General features: G+C 68.1%; 16 protein-coding genes. 6 read left to right on the top strand and 10 right to left on the bottom strand.

Features of this window, described 5'->3' with window-relative positions:
- Window positions 1-3 precede the first annotated feature (3 nt).
- On the bottom strand, window positions 4-753 hold the full coding sequence (locus ABOZ73_RS01340) for a MauE/DoxX family redox-associated membrane protein (RefSeq protein ID WP_369060088.1): 750 nt from the start codon (window positions 751-753) through the stop codon (window positions 4-6).
- Window positions 754-823: 70 nt separating this feature from the next.
- Here ABOZ73_RS01340 and ABOZ73_RS01335 point away from each other — a divergent pair, with 70 nt between their 5' ends.
- A complete protein-coding gene (locus ABOZ73_RS01335) occupies window positions 824-1210 on the top strand; it encodes a MerR family transcriptional regulator (protein ID WP_369060086.1) in 387 nt (128 codons plus the stop codon).
- On the opposite strand, the gene rsmA is transcribed toward ABOZ73_RS01335, so the two are convergent.
- The 6 genes from rsmA to lptF all read right to left on the bottom strand — a co-directional run bounded on the left by rsmA (window position 1207) and on the right by lptF (window position 9004).
- Window positions 1207-2034 carry a 16S rRNA (adenine(1518)-N(6)/adenine(1519)-N(6))-dimethyltransferase RsmA gene (rsmA, locus tag ABOZ73_RS01330; RefSeq protein WP_369060084.1) on the bottom strand — a complete coding sequence of 276 codons (828 nt, stop codon included), beginning with the start codon at window positions 2032-2034 and terminating at the stop codon, window positions 1207-1209. The two genes, ABOZ73_RS01335 and rsmA, sit on opposite strands and share 4 nt — an antisense overlap.
- On the bottom strand, window positions 2031-3035 hold the full coding sequence (pdxA, locus tag ABOZ73_RS01325) for a 4-hydroxythreonine-4-phosphate dehydrogenase PdxA (protein WP_369060082.1): 1005 nt from the start codon (window positions 3033-3035) through the stop codon (window positions 2031-2033). The genes rsmA and pdxA overlap by 4 nt, the downstream gene beginning before the upstream one ends.
- The gene (locus ABOZ73_RS01320) at window positions 3032-4330 is read right to left on the bottom strand and encodes a peptidylprolyl isomerase (RefSeq protein WP_369060080.1); all 1299 of its coding nucleotides are present in this window, start codon (window positions 4328-4330) and stop codon (window positions 3032-3034) included. Before ABOZ73_RS01320 ends, pdxA begins: the two co-directional genes overlap by 4 nt.
- An 87-nt stretch (window positions 4331-4417) precedes the next feature.
- Window positions 4418-6709: an LPS-assembly protein LptD gene (locus ABOZ73_RS01315; protein WP_369060079.1), complete on the bottom strand. Its 2292-nt coding sequence runs from the start codon at window positions 6707-6709 to the stop codon at window positions 4418-4420.
- A gap of 49 nt (window positions 6710-6758) precedes the next feature.
- On the bottom strand, window positions 6759-7862 hold the full coding sequence (lptG, locus tag ABOZ73_RS01310) for an LPS export ABC transporter permease LptG (RefSeq protein ID WP_369060077.1): 1104 nt from the start codon (window positions 7860-7862) through the stop codon (window positions 6759-6761).
- Window positions 7859-9004, bottom strand: a complete 1146-nt coding sequence (lptF, locus tag ABOZ73_RS01305; protein ID WP_369060075.1) for an LPS export ABC transporter permease LptF — start codon at window positions 9002-9004, stop codon at window positions 7859-7861. The genes lptG and lptF overlap by 4 nt, the downstream gene beginning before the upstream one ends.
- A gap of 152 nt (window positions 9005-9156) precedes the next feature.
- On the opposite strand from lptF, the gene ABOZ73_RS01300 reads away from it, so the two are divergent.
- The 3 genes from ABOZ73_RS01300 to ABOZ73_RS01290 are packed head-to-tail and all read left to right on the top strand — an operon-like array spanning window position 9157 to window position 11445.
- A complete protein-coding gene (locus ABOZ73_RS01300) occupies window positions 9157-10629 on the top strand; it encodes a leucyl aminopeptidase (protein ID WP_369060073.1) in 1473 nt (490 codons plus the stop codon).
- Window positions 10630-10651: 22 nt separating this feature from the next.
- On the top strand, window positions 10652-11110 hold the full coding sequence (locus tag ABOZ73_RS01295; protein ID WP_369060071.1) for a DNA polymerase III subunit chi: 459 nt from the start codon (window positions 10652-10654) through the stop codon (window positions 11108-11110).
- On the top strand, window positions 11107-11445 hold the full coding sequence (locus ABOZ73_RS01290; protein WP_369060070.1) for a peptidase inhibitor I78: 339 nt from the start codon (window positions 11107-11109) through the stop codon (window positions 11443-11445). The genes ABOZ73_RS01295 and ABOZ73_RS01290 overlap by 4 nt, the downstream gene beginning before the upstream one ends.
- A 4-nt stretch (window positions 11446-11449) precedes the next feature.
- Here ABOZ73_RS01290 and ABOZ73_RS01285 read toward each other — a convergent pair whose 3' ends face one another.
- Window positions 11450-13333, bottom strand: coding sequence for an ABC-F family ATP-binding cassette domain-containing protein (locus ABOZ73_RS01285; RefSeq protein WP_369060068.1), 1884 nt, complete (start codon window positions 13331-13333; stop codon window positions 11450-11452).
- A 94-nt stretch (window positions 13334-13427) separates the two neighbouring features.
- On the opposite strand from ABOZ73_RS01285, the gene ndk reads away from it, so the two are divergent.
- Window positions 13428-13847, top strand: a complete 420-nt coding sequence (gene ndk, locus ABOZ73_RS01280; RefSeq protein WP_369060067.1) for a nucleoside-diphosphate kinase — start codon at window positions 13428-13430, stop codon at window positions 13845-13847.
- Between the two features lie 132 nt (window positions 13848-13979).
- Window positions 13980-14195 (top strand): hypothetical protein, encoded by a 216-nt coding sequence (locus tag ABOZ73_RS01275; RefSeq protein ID WP_369060065.1) that lies wholly within the window; start codon window positions 13980-13982, stop codon window positions 14193-14195.
- A gap of 75 nt (window positions 14196-14270) precedes the next feature.
- Here ABOZ73_RS01275 and purN read toward each other — a convergent pair whose 3' ends face one another.
- Complete coding sequence (gene purN / locus ABOZ73_RS01270) at window positions 14271-14852, bottom strand: phosphoribosylglycinamide formyltransferase (RefSeq protein ID WP_369060064.1); 582 nt, start codon at window positions 14850-14852, stop codon at window positions 14271-14273.
- Window positions 14852-15877, bottom strand: a complete 1026-nt coding sequence (gene purM / locus ABOZ73_RS01265) for a phosphoribosylformylglycinamidine cyclo-ligase (protein WP_369060062.1) — start codon at window positions 15875-15877, stop codon at window positions 14852-14854. The genes purN and purM overlap by 1 nt, the downstream gene beginning before the upstream one ends.
- Between the last annotated feature and the right edge of the window lie 73 nt (window positions 15878-15950).

The following is a 15950-nucleotide window of genomic DNA, read 5'->3' as shown; positions in this document are numbered from 1 at the left end:
CGCTCAGGCGTGCGGCATGGCCAGCATCCAGACGGCCATGGCGACCATCATCACGTTCTCGGTCAGCGAGATGAAGCCGAGCGGCACGTTGCTGTCGCCGCCGACGCACGCGCACTTCAGCTCGCGCCTGTCGATGTAGACCGCCTTGAACACCGAGACCGCGCCGATGCCGCCGATGAACAGGGCGACGGGTGCCGACAGCCGGGTCAGGGCGCCCGCGATCATCAGCACCCCGGCCAGGGCTTCGGCGAAGGGGTAGATGTAGCCGTACGGGACCCAGCGCTTGGCCAGCAGGTCATAGTTCAAGAACATGCTGGAGAAGCTCTCCACGTCCCGCAGCTTCTGGATCGCCAGCACGCACATGCTGAAGCCGATGAACCACTCGGCGGCGCGGATGGTCAGGGGCGAGCCTTCCACCGCGTAGCTGGCGCCCATGGCCATCAGGGCCGTCATCGCGAACAGCACCAGTACAGGTGTATAGGTTGTGGCCTTCGGATCGCGGACCTTCCGCCCGAAATGGCGGCGAAGATCGTCGTAACCGCCGATCCGAACCCCATCGATGAACACCTGGGGCGTGGTCTTCACGCCATGCTCGGCTTTGAAGGCGTCGGTCTCGGCGCGCGTGGTCAGCCAACGGTCATCCACCGAATAGCCCTTGCTCCGCAGCAGATGCAGCGCTTTCAGACCATAGGGGCAGGTGTGGCCAGGCATGACCATGCGGTGCAGGACCGCGTTGCGGGACGGTGCGGACATGGTCCTTCTCCTCTTGCCGATAGCCGGACCTGATCTATCTAGCTTCCGTACCATGGTACGGAGTCAACCGATGAAGACGACGACGATCGCGGGGCTGGCGCGCGAAGGCGGCGTTGGCGTGGAGACGATCCGCTACTACCAGCGGCGCGGCCTGCTGCCGACGCCGGATGGCGGGGGCGGCGTGCGCAGGTACGATGAGGAGGATCGCCGCCGGCTGCGGTTCATCCGGTCCGCCCAGGCGGCGGGCTTCACCCTCGACCAGATCGCCGAATTGCTGGCGCTGGACGCCAGCGAGGACCGGGCTAGGGCGCGCGCCTTGGCAGAGGAGCGCGTCGCGGCGCTGGACGCGAAGATCCTGGAGCTTCAGGCGGCCCGGAACGCCCTGGCGCGCCTGTCGCGGGAATGCGGGGCCGGCGGGACGGGGCGCTGCCCCATCATCGAAGCCTTCGAGGGCTAGAGCGCCGCTGCCAGCCGCAGGAAGCCGTCGACCTCGATGGTCTCGGCCCGGGCGTCCGGCTCGACGCCCGCCCTTTCACAGAGTTCGGCCCCGCCCAGGCTTTTCAGGCTGGAACGCAGCATCTTGCGGCGCTGGCCGAAGGCGGCGGCGGTGACCTTCTCCAGCGCCGACAGCAGGGCGGGCGCTGGCGGCGTCGCAAGCGGGACCAGTTGCACCACCGCGGAGGCCACCTTGGGCGGCGGGGTGAAGGCGCGAGCCGGCAAGTCCATGACCACCCGGGCCTCGCAGACGGCCTGGGAGATGACGCCAAGGCGCCCGTAAGCGTCCGACCCGGCGGGAGCCGCCACGCGGTCGGCGACCTCCTTCTGGAACATCAAAGTCATGGACGTCGGGCGGAACGGGCCCGTCAGCCATTTGATCAGCAACGGCGTGCCGACGTTGTAGGGCAGGTTGGAGGCGATTTTAGCCGTGGGCCCCAGACCGCGCTCGGCCAGCAGGGCGGCCTCGTTCACGGTGACGGCGTCGGCCTCGACCACGTCGAGGCGGCCGTCGGCGGCTTCGGAAAGCTCGCCCAGCAGCGGCAGGAAGCGGGCGTCCTTCTCCACGGCGATGACCCGTGCGCCGGTCTCCAGCAGAGCGCGGGTCAGGCCGCCAGGGCCGGGGCCCACCTCGATCACCACATCGCCTTCGCCGATGCCGCCCAGGCGGACGATCTTGCGGGTGACGTTCAGGTCGAGAAGGAAGTGCTGGCCGAAGCTCTTCTTGGCCAGCAGACCATGCTCGGTCAGGGTTTCGCGCAGGGGCGGCAGGTCGGCGACGCTCATGCTGCGCTCCGTCGGGCGGCGATCCGGTCGGCCAGCTGGATCGCCTGAATCAGGCTGTCGGGCCGCGCCACGCCGCGCCCGGCGATATCGAAGGCCGTGCCGTGGTCGGGCGATGTGCGGACGATGGGCAGGCCCAGGGTGACGTTCACCCCGCCCCAGAAGTCCAGCATCTTCACCGGGATCAGGGCCTGGTCATGATACATGCAGATCACGGCGTCGTAGCGCTGGCGCGCCTCGGCGTGGAACAGGGTGTCGGCGGGAGACGGCCCTCGCACATCGACGCCCTGGTCGCTCAGGGCGTTCACCGCCGGGATGATGACGTCGATCTCTTCGCGGCCGATGCCGCCGTCCTCGCCCGCGTGCGGGTTCAGGCCGGCGACCGCCAGGCGAGGGCGCTCGATGCCGAAGTCGTCCTTCAGGGCCTGGGCGGTGACGCGGGCGACATCGACGATGCGCTCGACGCTCAAGGCCGAGGGGATGGCGGCGATCGGCGTGTGGATGGTCACTAGGCTGACCCGCAGGTCGCCGGCGGTCAGCATCATCACCGGACCGCGCGGGCCGTTCAGCGGCGCGCCGGCGGTCAGTTCGGCCAGGAACTCGGTATGGCCGGGAAACTTGAAGCCGGCCTCGTAGAGCGGCGCCTTGGCGATCGGGGCAGTGACAAGCCCGCCAACCTGTCCAGACAGGGCCAGACCGACGCCGGTTTCGATCCAGCGAATGATCGCGGCGGCATGGGCGCTGGTGGGCTGGCCGGCGACCACGGGCGACTGCAGGGGCAGGTCTAGGACCGGGATGGCGTCGCCGAACACGCCGGCCGCTTGGCTGGGGCCCGTGACGACGCGCACGGGGGGCGCGCCCGAGACCGCGCGCAGCGACTGGGCGTCGCCCACCACCATGAAGGCGGGGCCGTTATCCTTGAGCTGCGCCCAGGCCTTGGCGACGATCTCGGGGCCTACGCCGGCGGGATCGCCAAGGGAGAGGGCGAGCGGCCTGGTCGTCAACGGGTCTCGATCGTCGCCGAGTTGCGCAGATCGCGCAGGGTGCGCTTGGAGATCAGCCCGAGCTGCTGGCCGCGCAGGCAATTCTCGATCTGGTCGTGCGACGGGGCGTTCTGGCCGCCCTGCTTCTTGCCGCAGACGGCCACGATGTGCAGGCCGGCGTCGGTGCGGATCGGCGCCGAAAGCTGACCCACCTGGAGGGTGCGCGCCGCTTCCTGGAACGCGGGCGCCAGATCCTTGATCTCGGCTTCGCCGAGGTCGCCGGCGATGACGCCGGTCATCTGAGCGGCGGCAGGTTCGAGGGCGGCGCAGCTGTTCACCTGGGCGCGCAGCTCGACCAGCTTGGCGTTGGCGGCGGCGACTTCGGATTCCGACGCGCCGGCGGGCAGGGTCACGGCGGCCTGCTTCAGGTCGACCATCAGCGAGTCGGCGCCGGAGCGCTTGTTGCGCAGGAAGATGATGTAGACCCCGTCCTTGACCGGGATCGGCGCGGACAACTGGCCTGGGCGCAGGGTAGCCAGCGCGGCGTCGACCTCGGGCGGCATTTCGCCGGCGGCGACCCAGCCGGCGTCACCGCCGTTGGCGGCCGTGGCTGCGGCGGAGAACTGACGGGCGACGGCCGGGAAGGGCGCGCCTTGCTGCATCTGGGCGACGAGCTGGGCGGCGCCGTTCATGGCCACGTCCATGCCGCCCACGCGGGCGGCGTCGAGGAAGACTTCCCCGACCTGGTACTGCGGCTTGCTGCTGGCCTCGGCCAGGCGCTGCTGGAAGGCGCTGATCTGGTCTTCGCCGATGCGCAGGCGCGAACCGTAGCGGCCGGAAATGTAGTTCTGCCAGCTCTGCTCGGCGCGCAGTTGCTCGCGGAAGGTCTGGGCGCCGACGCCCTGCGCGGACAGGGAGGCGAGGAGCTGTTCGGCCGAGATGTTGTTGCCGCGCGCGACGTCGGCGATCTCCTGATCGACCTCCTTGTCGGTGGCGATGATCTCGGTCTTGTTCTGCCGCTCGATCCGGCGGAGTTCCTGGATCTGCAGGCGTTCGTCGACCAGCGAGCGCATGGCTTCGGCCTGCAGCTGGGGCAGGGTTTCCTGGGTCGGCTGCACGCCGGAAGTCACCATCAGCAGGCGCATGCGCTGCATCAGGTCATAGGTGGACACCAGGTCGTCATTGACGACGGCGGCGATGCTCTCGGCCAGGGGCTGCGGCGCCTGGGGAGCCGCAGGAGCCGCCGGGGCCGTCTCGGCCGCCGGTTCCTGGGCGGAAGCCGCCGCGACGTTCAGGGCGAGCACAGAAGCCGCCATCAACGCCAGGCTCGTCACACTACGCGCCAACCGCATGGATCTTGTAGTTCCTCTCGTTCGGGCGCGCGCCCGGAATACTGGAAGTGGCTAGTAGCCTGTATCGCCCAATGTGGCGAGCGTTAGGCGTAGCTGCACGGAGTCGTTGGGGCGAAATCTCACACCCTCCGGCGTGTTCACGTACTGATTTTCGCGCTGGTAGACCACGTCGATGCGCAGGCAGTCGTCGCGCCAGACCAGACCGATGTCGCGGCGACGCCATTCGCCGTTCTCCACATCGCGGGAGCCAACGAACGAAACGCCCCACTTCTTGGTGACGAAGAACTCGCTGTAGACGTCGAAGTTCTCCTGCTCCAGCCCGTTGATATCCAGGGCGTCGCGCAGGTAGCGGACCACGGTGTAGCCGCGCTTGTGGCTGACGTCGGCGCCGGCTTCGAGGCGCCGGACCGCCAGGGTGTCGTTGTCCAGACGCGAGCGGGCGAAGACCGAAACGCCGGCGATCGGCTTGGCGCTGGCCGAAACCACCCAGTCCGACGCCTTATGCTGCAGGCCGGTCCGCGACGGGAACAGATCGTCCCGCTCGGTGCGGAAGCTGCGGCCGACCAGCAGGGTCGCCTCGCGGCCGTCGTCCATCGAGATTCGGGCCCGGCCACCGGCGTTCAGGCGCTGGCCGCCTTCGTAGAGGTCGAAGCCCGGCGACTTGTTGGCGCGGAACAGGTTGTTCTCGTCGAACTCGAAGGCGAGGCTGTCCTCGTTCGGGATGCGGGAGTCGCGATCGCTGTCGGGCGAGATGGCGATCTGGGCGACGGGCTCCAAGACAATGGAGCCGCCTTCGAGGCGCTTGAAGAACGGCCAGCTGATGTCGGCCCCGGCGACGCCCAAGCCGCGGGTGATGGTGTCCGAACCCGAGACGCCCGGCTGATCCGAGACGTTGTAGGTGTCGAAGCGCGTTTGCACGAAGGGCGAGACGCGGATGCCGCTGCTCAGGGTGAAATCGCGGCGCCAGGTGGCCTCGCCAGTTGCGCGGCGGCTGTCGACGCCAGCGGGGCGAGGGTTGGCCGGCGTCGGCGCGATGGTGTTGATGGGCGCCTGGTCGCGGTTGAGGGCCACGCCGCTGGCGCGCACCCGCAGGCGGCCGCCCAGAACAGAGGTTTCCGGCTCCCAGCGCGCCTCGACCAGCGGGGCGACCGTCGGGAAGGTACGGTTGTTGTCGTCGATGCGCAGGCCCTGGACGCTGACCGCGGCGATGGACAGATAGGAACGCGAGTCCTGGCGCGTCGCGTAGATCTGCGACATCAGGCGGCGGTCGTCGGGCGTGAACAGGGCCCGCTGCTCGTAGACGCTGTCGACGCTGTAGTTGTCGAACAGGAAGTCGTCCGAGGTCCGCTCGGCGGCGAAGCCCCAGTCCCACTTGTCGTCGATCTCGAACTTGCCCTTGGCCAGCAGGTAGCTTCGGTGGCTCCGCTCTCCGAACCGCTCGCCGCTGCCGTCGATGTCGCGCTCGTAGGTGTAGCCGGCGCGGGCTTCCAGGAAGCCGGAATAGAAGCGCTTGCGGTAGGTCAGGTTCAGGAATGGGTTCACGTCCGCATTGAACTGCGGGCTGAGGACCACTTCGGACGAGGGCGACAGCACCTGCAGGTAGGGCTGCTCGTAGGAGAAGCCCCGGCGGCGGGTGACCTCGATCTTGGGCGGCAGGAAGCCCGAGCGGCGACCGGCCTGCGGGTCGGCGTGCCAGAAGACCGGCATGTAGGCCACCGGAACGCCCCACATCTCGATGACGGCGTTCTGGTAGTAGACGAGCTGCTTGGTCTTATCCTGGACGACCTTGTCGGCCTTGATCTGCCAGGTCGGCTTGCCGTCGCCGCCTTCATCGGCGCAGACGGGGCAGGGCGTATAGACCGCGCGGGACAGCTCGGTGACGTTCTCGTTGCGGCGGATGGCGGCGTCGGCCGCGATCTTGATGTTCGGCTCCGAGCGCATAGAGAAGCCGCGCGCGAAGCCGGCGGACATGTCCTCGTCCAGGGTCAGTTCGTCGGCGAACTGGGTGGAGCCGTCGGCATTGACCAGGACGATATTGCCCTTGGCCGTGACGATCTTGGTGCCCTGATTGTAGACGACCTCCTCGGCGCGCAGCGTCCGGCCGTTGCGGCGCGCCTCGACCTGACCGCGGGCGGTGACGGTGTCGTTCTTGTCGTCCCGGATAACCGTGTCGGCTTCCAGATAGAAGCCGTCCTCGCCCAGGCCGTCGCTTTCAGGGACGGCGGCGGGCGCAGGCGGGGGCAGGGGCGTAAGCGCAAGCGTCTGCGCGCAGGCGGCTTCGCCGGCGATCAGAAGCGCGAACGCGGCCGCGCCGCCAAGCAGCGCCTTCTGACTCGAACTCATACGGACCCATCCTCCACGGGCGGACTCTTGGTGCAACGGGGCCACGAACTCAACCGTCCTCGGTATAAGAAAGCAGAATGACGCCCGCCAGAAGCGCCAGAGCGGGGGGTGTCCAGGCCGCCGCGAAGGGGGGATCGATTCCCGCCCGCCCCAGGGCGCCGCAGACTTCGTTGAAGAAGAAGAAGGCGAAACCAAGGGCGACGCCGGATCCGGCGAGGCCCGCCAGCCCGCCCAAACGCATCAGGCGCAGCGAGAACGCCGCCGCCAGCACCGACATGGCCGCGAACAGCAGCGGCGTCGCCAGGAGCTGGTGCAGGCGCAGCTCATAGGGCGTGGTGGAGAAGCCGGCGCGCCGGGTCTCCAGGATCGTCTGCGGCAGACGCCAGAAGGCCACCGCCTGGGGCGTGCCGAAGCGCAGCGCGGCCTGCGCCGGGTCCAGAGTGGTAGGAATGGTCAGGCTTTCCGAACGGATGGAGCCAGCCCCCGGTGTCGCCTCGCGCACGCGGTTCAGCTGCCAGTAGCCGGGCATCAGCTGGGCGCGTTCGGCCTCCACGCGGCGGGTGAAGCGCATCACCCCCTCGCGGTCCCGGCTGTAGATGAACAGGGACACGCCGCGCAGGGTCAGGGCGCCGTCCTCCCGCTCGCGGGAGCGGGCGCGGATGACCACTTGGGTGTCGGCGTCGCCCTGCCGCAGCCAGTTCGGCTTGGGCGCGGTGTTCAGGTAGTTGTCCATCAGCTGCGAGCGGATGTCCTCGAACTTGCCGGCCAGCACCGCCGCGCCGGGGTTCAGGGTGGTCACCGTCAGCACGCCGATGAAGAAGGCCGCCGCCGCCGCCGGCAGGATGAACCGCCAGGCCGAGACGCCCGCGGCCCGCATGGCGACCAGCTCGCTGCGCCGGTTCAGGCCGACGAAGGCCCCCAGCGTGCCGAACAGGAAGACGAACGGGGTCAGCAGCAGGATGGTCGCCGGCGCGCGCAGGAGGGTCAGGCCGACCATCTGCAGGAAGTTGACGTCGGTGCGGGTGCCGACTTCACGCGACACGTCCACGAAGTCGATCAGCAGCACCACGGCCGCGAAGATGGCCGTCGCCACGCCGAGCGCCTTCAGCGTGCGGGTCAGGACATAACGCTCGATCCGTCCGGTGAGGATCATGTGCGCGCCTCGCTGAACAGGTTGCGGGCGCCCCGGTGATGCTCGATGGAGATGAAGCGGCGGACACGCTGGCGGAACAGCTGGCTGAAGGCCCAGCCGATCATGATCAGCGGGATCAGGTACTGCACGATGTTCAGCATGGGCGCGTCGGCGCAGGCGGCCTGCACCGCGAAGCCGACGATGCGGCCCAGGGCGGCGGCCGCCGCCACGATGGCGATGCGCTTGCCGTAACCGGCGCGGCTGAACGAGCCGGCGATGACGGCCGCCAGAGCCATCAGCATGAAGGCGATGTTGTAGAGCGGCGAGGACAGGCGGAAGTGCCCCTCGGCCAGCATCTTGTCGCGATTGCGTTGCTCCCAGGCCTGGGCGAGATCCGGGAAGAACAGCTCGTGCAGGTAGCGGTCGGAAATCTTGTAGTGGACCAGGCTGTCGCGATCGAGGAACCCGCGCAGGTCGAAGGTGTACTCGTCGAACGACAGGTAGTTCAGGACGCCGTCGGGCGAGAACTCCTGGTTCGAACCCTGGCGCATGATCAGGATCGGGGTCTGGTCCAGCTTGCCCAGGCGGCCTTCGCGGGCGGTGTAGGTGACCGAGCCGCCGTTATCCTTCTGCTGGTGCACGAACAGGTCGTGGATCAGGCCGTCACGGTCCACCTGGCGGGCATAGACGGTCAGGCCGGGGGAGGGTTCGGAAAACTCGCCCTCGCGCACCAAGGTGGTGACCAGATCGCCCTGAACCGAGAACAGGATCTCGCGCATGGTCCGCTGGGCCCATGGCTGGACCCACAGATTGAGGATCAGGGCCAGGATCGCCGCGAAGATCGAGATCCGAATCGCTGGGGAGATGACTCGCCAGCGACTCAGGCCCCCTGCGAAACAGACGACGATCTCCTGCTCGGTATGCAGGCGGTTGAGCGAGACGAGGGCGCCGACGAACACCGCCACCGGCAGGATCAGGTTGAACAGCTGAGGCAGGGCCAGGGCGGTCAGGCCAGCGAACAAAAGCGCCGTCTGGCCTTGCTCCACAATGATATCGAGCCCGCGCAAACTCTGGCTCAGCACGGCGACGCCCGTTAGCGCCGTCGCCGCCAGGACCAGCGGTCCAAGCAACTGACGGAAGAGATAGCGCTCGATTAGACGCATGTGGGCGGGGCGGCTTTTGCTGTTCGGTCCCGCAATGGGAAAGACCGTTCTATACGCCGCAGCAGCGCTGAGACAACCGCGTCGCTTTCCTTGCCTTGCGGCTTGGACTATGCCGCGAGCATCCAGTCTTCGTCTGCTAGCAGGAGTTTCCGATGCGGATCGAGTTTGCGCCCCTCAATACGGCCGTTTCCGGCGCGAGCGTGATCGCCGCCCTGGCCTTCGATGGCGGCGTGCTGTCGCCCGAGGCGCAGGCCCTGGACGGCCAGACCAGCGGGGCGCTGGCCCGCGCCGTGGCCGCCGGCCGTTTCACCGGGGGCAAGGGCCAATCGGTCGAACTGCTGGCGCCGGCCGGCGTCGAGGCCGGGCGTCTGCTGCTGGTCGGCGCGGGCGCCGGGGCGCTGGACGCCGCGGGCGCGGAGACCGCCGCCGCCCAGGCCTACAAGACGATCAGCACCAGCGGCGCCAAGGAATTGGTGATCCGCATCGGCGGCGACGCAGAGACCGCCGCCCGGGCCGCCTTCGGCGCAAGCCTGGCCGCCTATCGCTTCGACCGCTATCGCACGACCGAGAAGGCCGACAAGAAGCCCTCGATCGAGGTGGTGAAGATCGAGACCGCCGATGTGGCGGCCGCCCAGAAGGCGTTCGAGCCCCTGTCGGCTCTGGCCGACGCGGTGATCTTCAGCCGCGACCTGGTTTCCGAGCCGGCCAACATCCTGCACCCGGAAGAATTCGCCGCCCGCGTCAAAGGTCTGGAGAAGCTGGGCCTGACGGTTGAGATCCTCGGCGAGGCCGAGATGGCCAAGCTGGGCCTGGGCAGCCTGCTGGGCGTGGGCCAGGGCAGCCGCCGTGAAAGCCAGCTGGTCGTGGTGCAGTGGAAGGGCGGCGGCGACGCCCAGCCCGTGGCCTTCGTCGGCAAGGGCGTCTGCTTCGACACCGGCGGCATCAGCCTGAAGCCGGCCGACGGCATGGAAGACATGAAGTGGGACATGGGCGGCGCGGCCGCCGTGGCCGGCCTCATGCACGTTCTGGCCGGCCGCAAGGCCAAGGTGAACGCGGTGGGCATCCTGGGCCTGGTTGAGAACATGCCTGACGGCAACGCCCAGCGTCCGGGCGATGTGGTCACCTCCATGTCGGGCCAGACCATCGAGGTCATCAACACCGACGCCGAAGGCCGCCTCGTGCTGGCCGACGCGCTTTGGTACTGCCAGGACCGCTTCAAGCCGCAGTTCATGGTCGATCTGGCCACCCTGACCGGCGCGATCATCATCGCCCTGGGTCACGACTACGCCGGCCTGTTCAGCAACAACGACGCGCTGTCGGCCAATCTCCTGGCCGCCGGCGAGGCCGAGAACGAGCTGCTGTGGCGCATGCCGCTGCCGGCCTCCTACGAAAAGCAGATCGAAAGCCCGATCGCCGACATGAAGAACGTCGGCGGCCGTCCGGCCGGTTCGGCCACCGCCGCCCTGTTCCTGCAGAAGTACGTCAACGGCCTGCCCTGGGCGCACCTGGATATCGCCGGCGTGGCCTGGAAGAAGCCGTCAACCAACCCGACCATCCCGGACGGCGGCGTGGGCTTCGGCGTGCGCCTGCTGAACCGCATGGTCGCCGACAAGTACGAAGGCTAAGCTTCCGGAGAAGGGGAGCCTCATGGCCCAGCCGTGCGAAGTCTGGTTCTACCATCTCGAGCGCAGCACCCTTGATCAGGTGCTGCCCGAGCTGCTGGAAAAGACGCTGCAGCGCGGCTGGAAGGCTTTGGTCCGGACGCCGGATGCGGATCGCATCGAGCATCTGGACGGCTGGTTGTGGAGCTGGCGTGAAGACAGCTTCATCGGCCACGGCGTTGATCGCGAACCCTTTTCCGACCGCCAGCCGGTGTTGTTGAGCGACAAGCTCGACAACCCGAACGGCGCAGAGGCGTTGTTCCTGCTCGACGGCGCCGAACCGGGGGACCTATCCGGCCACGCCCGCTGCATCCTGTTGTTCGACGGTCGCGATGACGCGGCCCTGGCGACGGCGCGCGGACGGTGGAAAGGGTTCAAGAAGGCGGGACACCCCGTTTCCTATTGGCGGCAGGGCGCGGAAAGAGGCTGGGAGAAACAGGCGTGAAACGGATCATCATCGCGACGACGGCGGCCATTGTGCTGGCTGCTGCCTGCACCACCACGCCCGAGCCGGCTCCGCCGCCGCCGCCGGAAACCCCGACCGCGCCGGCCGACGCCATCCTGCCGCCGCCTCCACCCAAGCCCAAGGACACCTGCGGCGCGGACGAGCTGCAGTACCTGATCGGCAAGAAGAAGACCGAAATCCCGGTGCCGAACGATCCGTCGCGCCGTCGGGTGGCCTGCACGACCTGCCCGGTGACCATGGATTTCCGCGAGGACCGGGTGAACATCCTGTTCGACGCCGACACCGGCGTGATCAAGGAAGTGAAGTGCGGCTAAGCCGCTAGGCGTTCTCGATCGCCGACAACTGCTCGGCCAGGTCCATCCAGACGGCTTCGGCGTCGTTGACCTGGCCCTGCACCTTGTCGCGCTTCTTGGCCAGTTCAGCCGCCTTGGCGGCGTCCTTCACGTAAATCTGCGGGTCGGCGAGAACCTCGTCGATCTCCGACAGCTGCTTGGTGACGCGCGACAGGGTGACCTCGGCGGCCTCCAGCTTGCGCTTCAGCGGGCCGGCCTGGGCCGGATTGATGCGCGGCGGGGGCGGAGGAGACGGCGCGGCGGGGGCGGCTTGCTCCTCGACCTGGCGCGGAGCGCGCAGGGCGGCGCGAGCGCGTTCCATCACGTACTTGGCGTAGTCTTCCATGTCGCCGTCGAACGGCTTCACGGTGCCGTCCGCGGCCAGCCACAGGCGGTCGGCCACCAGCTCCATCAGCGAGCGGTCGTGGGTGATCAAGATCACCGCGCCTTCGTAGTCGTTCAGGGCGTCCAGCAGGGCGCGGCGGCTGTCGATGTCCAGGTGGTTGGTCGGTTCGTCGAGGATCAGCATGTGCGGAGCCTCCATCGCCACCAGGTTCAGCAGCAGGCGGGCGCGCTCGCCCCCCGACAGGTCGGCGACCGTGGTGTCCTGCTTGTCGAAGCCGAGGCCGAATTGGGCCAGGCGTGAGCGGCGGCTGCTTTCCGACGCCTCGGGCATGGCGCGGCGGATGATCTCCAGCGGGGTGTCCGTGGGATCCAGGGCTTCGATCTGGTGCTGGTGGAACCAGCCGACCTTCATCTTCTTGTCGCGGTGGAATTCGCCGGTCTTCACGTCCAGCGCGCCGGCGATCATCTTTGCGAAGGTCGACTTGCCGGCGCCGTTTACGCCCAGCAGGCCGATACGGTCGTCCAGGTCCATGCGCAGGTTCAGATTGCGCAGCACCACGTGGTCCCCATAGCCGACATTGGCCTTTTCCAGCCGGATCAGGGGCGGGGGCAGGGGCCGCTGCGGCGAGGGCAGGGTGAAGGGGGCGACGTGTTCGCCCTTCACGGCGCTGACCGGCGGCAGCTTGGCGATCATCTTCAGGCGCGACTGGGCCTGGGTCGCCTTGGAGGCCTTGGCGCGGAAGCGGTCGACGAAGGATTGCAGGTGGGCGCGCTGGGCCTCGACCTTGACGCGGGTCGCCTCCTGCAGGCGCTCCTTCTCGGCGCGGCGGGTCTCGTAGTCGTCGTAGCCGCCGGTATAGAGCTCCAGTTTGCCGTCCCGCAGGTGCAGGATGTAGCCGACCGAGTTGTTCAGCAGTTCGCGGTCGTGGCTGATGACCAGGGCGGTGTGCGGATATTTCTTGAGCCGCTGTTCAAGCCAGAGCGCGCCTTCCAGGTCGAGATAGTTGGTCGGTTCGTCCAGCAGCATGACGTCGGGTTCGGAGAACAACGCCGCCGCCAGGGCCACGCGCATCCGCCAGCCGCCGGAGAACTCCGCCATGGTCCGGGTAAGGTCGGCCTGGGTGAAGCCGAGGCCGATGAGGATTTCGGCGGCGCGACTTGGCGCCGCATCCGCGTCGATCTCGATCAGGCGGCCGTAGATTTCGCCCAGTTCCTCCGGCGGAGCTGTCTCCAGCCGGCGGGTGAGGGTCTCGCGCTCCTCGTCGGCGGCCAGAACGGTGTCCAGCAGGGTGATTGGCGTGGCCGGGTGTTCCTGGTCAACCGAGGTGAGCCGGGCGTTGCGCGGCAAGGCGATTTCGCCGCCGCCGGGCGTCAGTTGGCCCTGGATCAGCTTGAACAGGGTCGACTTGCCCACGCCGTTGCGACCCACCAGGCCGACCTTGGCTCCGGGCGGAATCATGACGGTGGCGTTCTCGAAGAACCGCCGCCCCCAGGCATCAAAGGTAAGGTCGTTGATCTGAAGCATGAAACTGATAGCCGAGGGAGGTTGGCGCGGGCGCGGCCCGCCGCTATAAGCCCGCAACCTCCCAATCCACAACTCAACTAACGAGATTTCGGAAATGACCGAACGTACTTTCTCGATCATCAAGCCGGACGCCACGCGTCGCAACCTGACCGGCGAAATCAACGCCGTGATCGAAAAGGCCGGCCTGCGCATCGTCGCCCAGCGCCGCGTCCACCTGACCGAGGCGCAAGCCAAGAAGTTCTACGAAGTTCACGCCGAGCGCCCGTTCTACGGCGAACTGGTCGGCCAGATGACCGCTGAGCCGGTCGTCGTGCAGGTTCTGGAAGGCGACAACGCCGTGGCTCGCTATCGCGAAGTCATGGGCGCCACGAACCCGGAACAAGCCGCCGAAGGCACCATCCGCAAGCTGTTCGCCCTGTCGATCGGCGAAAACTCGGTCCACGGCTCGGACAGCCTGGACAACGCCAAGATCGAGATCGCCCAGTTCTTCACCGACGACCAGATCGTCGGCTAAGCTTCGGGTAAGCTTGAGCTTTTGAACGGCCGGGGCAGCGATGTCCCGGCCGTTTTCTTATGGGCCGATGTCGGAACCCCGACGCAGGCGGTGCCGTTGGAAGAGCATCCCCCGCAAAGAGGAGTTCTCTCCATGTCCCCGATTCTGAAATTCGCTCCGCTCGTTGGCGCCGGCCTGCTGCTGGCCGCTTGCGGCACTACGGTCACTGAACGCGCCGCGACCGGCGCCCTGGGCGGCGCTGCTGTCGGCGCGGCCGTCGGCGGCGGTAATGGCGCTCTGGCCGGCGCGGCGCTCGGCGGCGTCGCCGGCGCGGCGACCACCAACTGCCGCAACACCAACCGCTGCTAGCGCGCCTAAGCGCTCTAGCCACTAAAGAACGAGCCTTTTTATCTGGTTCGGGCGAGAACCCGAACCAGAAAGGCTCTAAGCGGAAAGCGTCCGGCAGAAGTCGGACAAGGCCCTTGGGTAGAGCTGGTGCTCGGCCACGAGCACCCGCTCGCTCAGGGCGTTCGCGTCGTCTCCGGATAGTATCGGGACGCGCGCCTGGGCCACGACCGGCCCTTCATCGACCCCCACCGTTACCAGATGCACCGTGCAGCCGGCTTCGGCGTGCCCGGCCTCGATTGCGCGGTTGTGGGTGTCCAGCCCCGGGAACAGGGGCAGCAGGGACGGGTGGATGTTCAGCATCCGGCCTTGCCAGGCCTCCACCAGGAACGGCGTCAGCACACGCATATAGCCGGCCAAGGCGATGACCTGGACGTCGGCGGCGCGTAGTTCCGCGTCCAGGGCGCGCTCATGCGCCTCTCGATCACCGGGGAAAAGCTTCTGATCCACCGCCACGGCGGCGATTCCGGCCGCGCGCGCCGTCTCCAACCCGCCGGCGTCCGGCTTGTTGGAGAGGACCAGCACGATCTCATACGGGCAGTCGGCGGCCCTGGAGGCGTCGAGGAGCGCCTCCATGTTCGATCCCCGACCGGAGATCAGGACCCCGACGCGAACCTTCATCAGGCGGCCGCGAGCTCGCCGCAGATGAAGGCGTCCTCGCCGGCGTTCAGCAGGGCGGCCAGGACCGGCTCGGCGTCCGAAGGCGAGCAGATCAGCATGAAGCCGACGCCGCAGTTGAAGGTGCGGCGCAGTTCGTGGTCGGCCACGCCGCCGGCTTCCTGCAACCAGGCGAACACGGGCGGCAGGGGCCAGGCGTTCCAGTCGATGCGGGGAACCAGGCCCTCGGCGATGGCGCGGGGCGGGTTTTCGATCAGACCGCCGCCGGTGATGTGGGCGCCGCCCTTCACGCGGCCGGCCTGCAGCAGGGGCAGCACCGACTTCACATAGATGCGGGTCGGGGCCATCAGGGCCTCGGCCAGGGTCTTGCTTTCGGCGAACGGGGCGGGGGCGTCCCAGGCCAGGCCGGAACGCTCGACGATCTTGCGGACCAGCGAATAGCCGTTGGAGTGCGGGCCGGAGGAGGCGATGCCGATCAGCACGTCGCCGGCGCGCTGGGCGTCCAGCTTCGGCAGGACGTCGTCGCGGTCCACGGCGCCGACCGTAAAGCCGGCCAGGTCGTATTCGCCGTCGGCGTACATGTCGGGCATTTCAGCCGTCTCGCCGCCCACTAGGGCCGCGCCGGCCAGCTTGCAGCCCTCGGCGATGCCGGCGACCACGCGCTTGGCGATCTCCACGTCCAGCTTGCCGGTCGCGAAGTAGTCCAGGAACATCAGGGGCTCGGCGCCCTGGGCCAGCAGGTCGTTGACGCACATGGCCACCAGGTCGATCCCGACCGTGTCATGCAGGCCGCTGTCGATGGCGATTTTCAGCTTGGTGCCGACGCCGTCGGTGGTCGAGACGATCAGCGGATCGTTGTAGCCGGCCGCCTTCAGGTCGAAGAGAGCGCCGAAGCCGCCCAGTCCGGCGTCCGCCCCGGGACGGCGCGTGGCCTTGGCCAGGGGCTTGATAGCCTCGACCAGAGCGTTGCCTGCGTCGATGTCGACACCTGCCTGGGCGTAGGTGAGTCCGTTCGGACGGTCGGTCATGCTGTGCGCGCCTTGCCTTCGTATGACGAGATTTCGCCGTACTTTGCCGTTTGAGCCCTTGCAAACTCCTCGC

The organism is Caulobacter sp. 73W, from assembly GCF_041021955.1.
In the GTDB taxonomy this organism is placed as follows: Bacteria; Pseudomonadota; Alphaproteobacteria; order Caulobacterales; family Caulobacteraceae; genus Caulobacter.
The sequence above is the reverse complement of the archived record's forward strand: the minus strand, read 5'-3'. Positions and strand labels throughout refer to the sequence as shown.

Coding starts and splice junctions, on each gene's coding strand:
- ABOZ73_RS01340 (WP_369060088.1), bottom strand. CDS start 753: ATGTCCGCACCGTCCCGCAACGCGGTCCTGCACCGCATGGTCATGCCT.
- ABOZ73_RS01335 (WP_369060086.1), top strand. CDS start 824: ATGAAGACGACGACGATCGCGGGGCTGGCGCGCGAAGGCGGCGTTGGC.
- rsmA (WP_369060084.1), bottom strand. CDS start 2,034: ATGAGCGTCGCCGACCTGCCGCCCCTGCGCGAAACCCTGACCGAGCAT.
- ABOZ73_RS01320 (WP_369060080.1), bottom strand. CDS start 4,330: ATGGCGGCTTCTGTGCTCGCCCTGAACGTCGCGGCGGCTTCCGCCCAG.
- ABOZ73_RS01315 (WP_369060079.1), bottom strand. CDS start 6,709: ATGAGTTCGAGTCAGAAGGCGCTGCTTGGCGGCGCGGCCGCGTTCGCG.
- lptG (WP_369060077.1), bottom strand. CDS start 7,862: ATGATCCTCACCGGACGGATCGAGCGTTATGTCCTGACCCGCACGCTG.
- lptF (WP_369060075.1), bottom strand. CDS start 9,004: ATGCGTCTAATCGAGCGCTATCTCTTCCGTCAGTTGCTTGGACCGCTG.
- ABOZ73_RS01300 (WP_369060073.1), top strand. CDS start 9,157: ATGCGGATCGAGTTTGCGCCCCTCAATACGGCCGTTTCCGGCGCGAGC.
- ABOZ73_RS01295 (WP_369060071.1), top strand. CDS start 10,652: ATGGCCCAGCCGTGCGAAGTCTGGTTCTACCATCTCGAGCGCAGCACC.
- ABOZ73_RS01285 (WP_369060068.1), bottom strand. CDS start 13,333: ATGCTTCAGATCAACGACCTTACCTTTGATGCCTGGGGGCGGCGGTTC.
- ndk (WP_369060067.1), top strand. CDS start 13,428: ATGACCGAACGTACTTTCTCGATCATCAAGCCGGACGCCACGCGTCGC.
- ABOZ73_RS01275 (WP_369060065.1), top strand. CDS start 13,980: ATGTCCCCGATTCTGAAATTCGCTCCGCTCGTTGGCGCCGGCCTGCTG.
- purN (WP_369060064.1), bottom strand. CDS start 14,852: ATGAAGGTTCGCGTCGGGGTCCTGATCTCCGGTCGGGGATCGAACATG.
- purM (WP_369060062.1), bottom strand. CDS start 15,877: ATGACCGACCGTCCGAACGGACTCACCTACGCCCAGGCAGGTGTCGAC.